At 56.8% G+C, this 6,217-nt stretch carries 7 protein-coding genes; 4 read left to right on the forward strand and 3 right to left on the reverse strand.

Features of this window, described 5'->3' with window-relative positions; all coding sequences use genetic code 11:
* Both RTY00_RS18190 and ldcA read right to left on the reverse strand, forming a co-directional pair.
* The coding region (locus RTY00_RS18190) for an MBL fold metallo-hydrolase (RefSeq protein ID WP_312665365.1) at positions 1–526 on the reverse strand (526 nt) is incomplete at its 3' end.
* Positions 527–549: 23 nt separating this feature from the next.
* The gene (gene ldcA, locus RTY00_RS18195; RefSeq protein WP_312665367.1) at positions 550–1,473 is read right to left on the reverse strand and encodes a muramoyltetrapeptide carboxypeptidase; all 924 of its coding nucleotides are present in this window, start codon (positions 1,471–1,473) and stop codon (positions 550–552) included.
* Between the two features lie 163 nt (positions 1,474–1,636).
* Between ldcA and emtA the strand changes: the two genes are divergently transcribed.
* Positions 1,637–2,266 carry a membrane-bound lytic murein transglycosylase EmtA gene (gene emtA / locus RTY00_RS18200; RefSeq protein WP_072093393.1) on the forward strand — a complete coding sequence of 210 codons (630 nt, stop codon included), beginning with the start codon at positions 1,637–1,639 and terminating at the stop codon, positions 2,264–2,266.
* Between the two features lie 46 nt (positions 2,267–2,312).
* On the opposite strand, the gene RTY00_RS18205 is transcribed toward emtA, so the two are convergent.
* Positions 2,313–3,263: a sugar-binding transcriptional regulator gene (locus RTY00_RS18205; protein WP_061716794.1), complete on the reverse strand. Its 951-nt coding sequence runs from the start codon at positions 3,261–3,263 to the stop codon at positions 2,313–2,315.
* A gap of 183 nt (positions 3,264–3,446) precedes the next feature.
* On the opposite strand from RTY00_RS18205, the gene RTY00_RS18210 reads away from it, so the two are divergent.
* From RTY00_RS18210 to RTY00_RS18220, 3 genes are all read left to right on the forward strand, one after another.
* Positions 3,447–4,388, forward strand: coding sequence for a D-ribose ABC transporter substrate-binding protein (locus RTY00_RS18210; protein WP_008108193.1), 942 nt, complete (start codon positions 3,447–3,449; stop codon positions 4,386–4,388).
* 13 nt (positions 4,389–4,401) lie between these two features.
* Entirely contained in the window at positions 4,402–5,013 is a 612-nt protein-coding gene (locus RTY00_RS18215; RefSeq protein ID WP_312665368.1) for a DUF2291 family protein, read from the forward strand.
* Positions 5,013–6,217, forward strand: a 1,205-nt coding sequence (locus tag RTY00_RS18220; RefSeq protein WP_312665369.1) for a sugar ABC transporter ATP-binding protein, incomplete at its 3' end; no start/stop codon positions are given. The genes RTY00_RS18215 and RTY00_RS18220, both read left to right, overlap by 1 nt.

Here is a 6,217-nt window from a genome sequence, read left to right on the forward strand (position 1 = left end):
AAGAGCGATAAAGCTCCAGCGACTGCTGCAGTTCGGTGGGATTACTGTCTGGCATCAGCACGCTGATCCAGCGATTGTAGTCGCGGGTCAGCGTATCGCCGACAAACAGATAAGTCTGCCCAAGCGGCGAGTGATAGAGATAGCTACTGCTGCCAGGCGTATGTCCGGGTGTCGGCAACAGGTGAAAATCGCCGAAGTGTGTCTCTTGTTGGGTAAAGGTTTCGTCAGGCTCAATCACCAAACTGACCGGACCTAGCGAACGACTGTGACAATAGAGCGCACTATTAAAGCGCTGCTGAATGGCGAGCGCGCCCGGCGCGGCTTCATGCCAGTGGGTCAAATAGTGACGAATCACGCCGCCGGCATCGTTGAGGAACTCATGGTCGAGCGGATGCTCCACGCGACCAATCAATAAATTGCCGCGTGGGTGGCACAGCATAAAGCCATGCATCATTAGATCACTCGCCGTCTCTTCGGCGGGAAATTCTGGCGTGGAGATCCACAAATCGTCGTACAGTGGCTTCATTGTCGGTCTCCTGCGGCAAAACGTTAGCGCAATGTCGGGTGGCCGGTGAAGGCGAACTGTGCTTCTCCATTCTCAATCTGCAACGTGGCGCTGGCGCCCAGCGGCAGCGTCACGGTATCGGCATCGTGTCCAAAAGCCAGATCGCTGATCACCGGAATCTGAAACTCGTCACGGATGCGCTGCCAAACGGTGGCAAAATCAAAACCATTGTCATACGCCGACAGCGAAGTGCTGGTGAAGCTGCCGGTAATAATCGCTTGCTGGCGCGACAAAATTCCACTCTGCTGCAGCTGAATCAGCATGCGCTCGATGCGGAACGGATGTTCGTTCACATCTTCGATCACCAGAATCCCGCCTTCGATTTGCGGCATCCATGGCGTACCGATCAGTGAGCAAATCATCGCTAAATTGCCGCCCCACAAGGTGCCTTGCCAGCGGCCATGATCCGGGCTTGTGCTCGGCCAGCTTAGATTGACTGTAGGTGATGTTAGCGCTTGCCAAAAGTGCGACTCGGTAAAATCAGATAATGCCTCTGCACCAAAGTTACCGGCCAGCATCGGGCCGCTGAAGGTAATCAGGCCGATTTGCGCCAGTAACGCCAGCTGCAGCGCGGTGAAATCGCTGTGGCCGCACAGCGCCACTGGTTGATTGAGCAATCGACGCTGAAGACCCACGTAATCGATCTTATCCAGCAAGCGTGAAGCGCCATAACCGCCACGCACCGCCAGCACGATATCAGGCAGCGCCTCCAGCGTGGCCAACGCATTGATATCATTCAGCCGCTGCGCATCATCGCCAGCAAAGCGTTGATAGCGGCGGGTGATGGCGGAGAGATTCTCAAGATGATGGCCTGCGGCCTGTAAACGATGCACCGCGCGTTGGGCGGCGTCCTGATTGTGGCAATAACCGGAAGGGGCGATAAGACGTAGCGTGCGGGGAGTAACCATAACTTCCATCCTGCTGTAGAGTGGCCTGCCGATGATGACGAAATGCGTTATCGAAGTCACGGTAGCATAAGGTTTTTTACCGATTTAGGATAAACGGTAATTTTGCATCGCGCTGCGCCAGGTATGATAGCTTGCGCCAACCCTATTGCGGAACCAAAAATCAGTGAAAATTCGCCTACTTATGCTTTCTGCGCTGCTGCTTGCTGGCTGTTCAAGCGAGCCGGAAAAACCGGCACTGCCCGAGAAGAATACGCCGTTAACTCAGGCGCCGCCGTCGAAAGTGAATGATGCATGGTCAATGTTTACCGAAGATGCCGCCAGTCATTATGGCGTTGATGAGAAGTTAATCAGCGCCATTATTAGTGTCGAATCCGGAGGCAATCCCACCGTGGTGAGCCGTTCCAATGCGGTTGGTCTGATGCAAATTAAGGCCTCAACTGCAGGCCGCGAAGTTTATCGCACCCAAGGCCGTCATGGTCAGCCATCCTCTTCCGAGCTGCGCGATCCGGCGAAGAACATTGATATCGGCGCCGCCTACCTGAAAATTTTGCAGGACTCCGCATTAGCCGGGATTCGCGATCCGCTGACGCTGCGTTACGCCACCATTGTCTCCTACGCGAACGGCGCAGGTGCCTTGCTGCGGACCTTCTCGCGTGACCGCGACCGTGCGATTGCGATGATTAATTCCATGACGCCGGACGAGTTTTACCAGCACGTACAGAACAAGCATCCGGCGGCGCAGGCCCCGCGTTATCTGTGGAAAGTCACCACAGCCTACCGCACCATCGGTTGAATGTAGGGTCGCCATTCATGGCGACCTTGCCAATAACCGCACCAAACTAACCCTCCACCAACAATCTCGCCGTCGGATAATCCACAATCAGCACCTGCACATAACCGCCGCGCAACGCCCCGCGAATCGCCTGCGCTTTCTCTTTGCCGCCCGCTAACGCTACCACCTGCGGACAGCGTTTCACCTGCGCCAACTCCATGCCAATCACCGGATCTTCCTCAGCACTCAGCACCGGCTGACCATCGGCGTCAAAATAGTGCAGGCAGATATCGCCCACCGCGCCGCGTTCGGCCAGCGTTTGCAGCATCTCACCGTCGTAATAGTTGCCGGAGTTGCGTAGCAGGGCGGAAGGCTCGAGATCGCCAATGCCGACAATCGCCAGATCCACCTGATCAAACTTTTCCAGTACCACCGCAACATCGGGATTAACCGACAAACGCTGGCGATCCTGCACCGAATGCTCGATCGACTGCGACGGCAGCAACCACGCCGGACAATCCAGCAGCGCTGCCAGATTCTGCGTCAGGATCGTGGCCTGCACGTTGCCGTTGGCGCCCACGCCGCCCAGCAGCTGAATCACGCCTTTGCACGGTGCGCTGAGCGGATGCAGCGCATCCACCATCGCGCGAATGGTGCCGCTCCATGATGAAATGCCAATCAGCTCATCGGCGCGCACCCGCGTTTCCAGATAGTGCGCGGCAGCGGAACCGATTGCCTGTTTGATCTGCAACGCCGACGCCTGATCCGGCACATCTACCACAATCACCTGCGGCAATTGATAAAGCTGCTCAATGGCTTTTTCCAGCTCAGGGAACACATTGGCCGGCGGCACCACGCTGATCTTCACCACACCTTCTTTCACGCTGCGATTGAGGATGCGCGACACAAAGGATTGCGACAGCTTCAGCAGCTGCGCAATGTCGGACTGCTTCCTGCCTTCCACATAATAAAGCGTGGCGATTTTCACCATCAGCCGCTGTTCATCCTGTTTTGCCATGGTTTTTTCTCTCTCTTAACCTGCCTGGTATTGTTAATCAGCCTGTCATAAATAACAACGCAGAACATTTTGTGATCGTTTTCGCTTTTTGAGGATCAGGCAATGGACGTGCTCAGAAAGCCAGCGCATAGTCATTATGCATATAAAATCGCAATTGAATATATATTCAATCGGAGATAACAAATGAAAGCCTCTGTCCTCAAAGTCTCTCTACTTGCTTCAATCATGATGATCTCGGCGGCGTCGCTGGCGGCGGATAAGGGGTTGCTGGCTATTATTACGCCATCACATGACAACCCGTTCTTTAAGGCCGAAGCCGACGGCGCGCAGGAGAAAGCCAAAGCCCTCGGTTACACCACGCTGGTGGCCTCACACGATGATGACGTGAATAAGCAAAACCAGCTGATTGAAACCGCCATCGCGCGCAAAGCCAAAGCCATCATCCTCGATAACGCCGGTGCGGATGCCACGGTTGGCCCGGTGCAAAAAGCCAAAGATGCCGGCATTCCTACCTTCCTGATTGACCGTGAAATCAACAAAACCGGCATCGCCGTGGCGCAAATCGTCTCCAACAACTACCAGGGCGCACAGCTCGGTGCTGAGAAGTTCGCCAAACTGCTGAACGGCAAAGGGGATTACGTCGAGCTGCTGGGCAAAGAGTCGGATACCAATGCGGGCGTGCGTTCGCAGGGCTATCACGACGTGCTGGATGATTATCCCGATCTAAAAATGGTGGCGCAGCAGAGTGCCAACTGGAGCCAGACCGAAGCCTTCAGCCGCATGGAAACCATCCTGCAGAAGAACCCGAATATCGTTGGCGTGATCTCCGGTAACGACACCATGGCGCTTGGTGCGGAAGCGGCGCTGAAAGCGGCGGGCAAAACCAATGTGATTGTGGTCGGCTTCGACGGCAGCGATTACACCCGCGACTCCATCCTTAATAAAGGCAACATCAAAGCCACCGTACTGCAGCCAGGCTGGGATCAGGCGCAGATGGCCGTTGAGCAGGTGGATTACTACCTGAAGAATGGCAAAGCGCAGAAAGAGGAGAAGCAGCTGATGGATTGCGTGCTGATTGACGACAGCAACGCCTCGAAGCTGAAAACCTTCAAGCTGGCGCAATAACATGGAGGTCGGCATGAAGGGGAAAGCGCTGAGCGGCATGCTGGTGGCGCTGCTGACGCTGATGTTAGCCGCCTGCACCGTGGTGGATCTGGATGCCGACGGCAAACCCATCATGCCGAAAGATCCCAACGCCAAGCCGGGCTACAGCGATCAAACGCCGCAGCAGATTGCGGAGTCAAGCTGGGCCAGCCGCGTGCAGCAGCCCGCTGAGAAGCAGGCGCTGAGCTGGGCGGATATGGAAACCAAAAGCCATACCGTCAAAGCCGGCGGCAGCGAAAGCGTGTTTGTGCGCGCTGCGGGCACGGTGACGGCGTTTGACAACAGCAACGATCGGGAACGCAGCCTCACCATGACCATCAACGGCAAGCCGGTGAAAGTGTTGATTGGCCCGGTGCTGCGCGGCAACGCCATACGTGATGCGGCCGGTTTCCGCTTCGAAGAGTTCACCAATCAGGTGCAGTACGCACAGCTCACCAAAGCACTGAATCGCCATGCGGTGAAACAGCTGCCAGCGGTGGATGCCAGCTGGGTGGGCAAACCGGCGCAGGCGCTGCTGGCCGTCAGCATGGGCGCGGGCACAGTCGATGATGTGGTGGCGGTGCAGCTGCAGCAGGGGAATCCATAATGAGCGACGAGATCATTCTGCAAGCCAATCAGATGTCGATGCTGTTCCCCGGCACCTTAGCGCTGGATCGTGTGGATTACCGCGTGTGGCGCGGCAAAGTCAACGTCATCATCGGCGAAAATGGAGCGGGAAAATCGACGCTGATGAAGATTCTCGCCGGCGTGCAGCAGCCGACCAGCGGTGAGATGTTCCTCAACGGCAGCAAAGTGGCGTTTCACAGCACGCGAGACGCCGCGCGCCACGGCATTGGCATGGTGCATCAGGAACTCAACCTGTTTGAAAACCTCAGCGTGGCGGAGAACATTTTCCTCGGTCGCGAAATTCAGAGCGGCATTCGGCCCATCAATGAAGCCGAGCAAAAACGCCGCACCGCCGCCTTGATGCAGCGCCTCGATCAGCCGATTTCACCAGATGAGAAGGTTGGCAGCCTGAAGGTCGGCCAGCAGCAGCTGGTGGAGATCGCCAAAGCGCTGGCTGAGGACGCCGACATTCTGATCCTTGATGAACCGACCTCGGCGCTGAGCAAAACCGAAGTGGAGATCCTGTTTCGGGTGATCCGCGAGCTGACGCGGCAAGGCGTTTCCATCATCTATATCTCGCATCGGCTCGAAGAGCTGATGGCGATTGGCGATGTGATCACCATTCTGCGCGACGGGCGTTTTCAGGCCGAAGCGCAGATCAGCGATATCGACGTGCCGTGGATCGTACGCGAGATGCTGGGCAGCGAACCGGTGGGCACCTTCCTGCCGCCGGATCGCCAGTTCGGTGCACCGGTGCTGGAAGCCGAACACATCACCTGCGTAAGCCCGAACGGCAACACGCTGGTGGATGATGTCAGTTTTCAGGTGCGTTCCGGGGAAATCGTCGGCATTTACGGGTTGATGGGCGCTGGGCGCACCGAGTTGTTTGAGTGTTTGCTCGGTACGCAGCGTAACTATCTCGGCAAGTTGTGGCTCGACAGCAAACCGCTGCCGACGCGTCTGCCCACCGCAGAACGTATCCGCATGGGCATGAGTCTGGTGCCGGAAGATCGCAAACGCTCGGGCATTTTTCCCATTTCATCAGTGGCGAGCAATCTCACCATCGCCAGCCTGTGGCGGCGTCTGTCGCATCGCACGGTGATTTCAGAGCAGGCGGAACGCGAAGTGGTGACCAGCACCGTCGGCAATCTGGCGATCAAAATCTCCTCGCCGGATGTCGCCAT

The organism is Pantoea sp. CTOTU49201 (assembly GCF_032054795.1).
GTDB classification, from domain to species: domain Bacteria; phylum Pseudomonadota; class Gammaproteobacteria; order Enterobacterales; family Enterobacteriaceae; genus Pantoea; species Pantoea symbiotica.

Excerpts from the sequence above, each read along its gene's own strand:
- ldcA (WP_312665367.1), bottom strand. The coding sequence starts at position 1,473 with ATGGTTACTCCCCGCACGCTACGTCTTATCGCCCCTTCCGGTTATTGC.
- RTY00_RS18205 (WP_061716794.1), bottom strand. The coding sequence starts at position 3,263 with ATGGCAAAACAGGATGAACAGCGGCTGATGGTGAAAATCGCCACGCTT.
- RTY00_RS18210 (WP_008108193.1), top strand. The coding sequence starts at position 3,447 with ATGAAAGCCTCTGTCCTCAAAGTCTCTCTACTTGCTTCAATCATGATG.
- RTY00_RS18215 (WP_312665368.1), top strand. The coding sequence starts at position 4,402 with ATGAAGGGGAAAGCGCTGAGCGGCATGCTGGTGGCGCTGCTGACGCTG.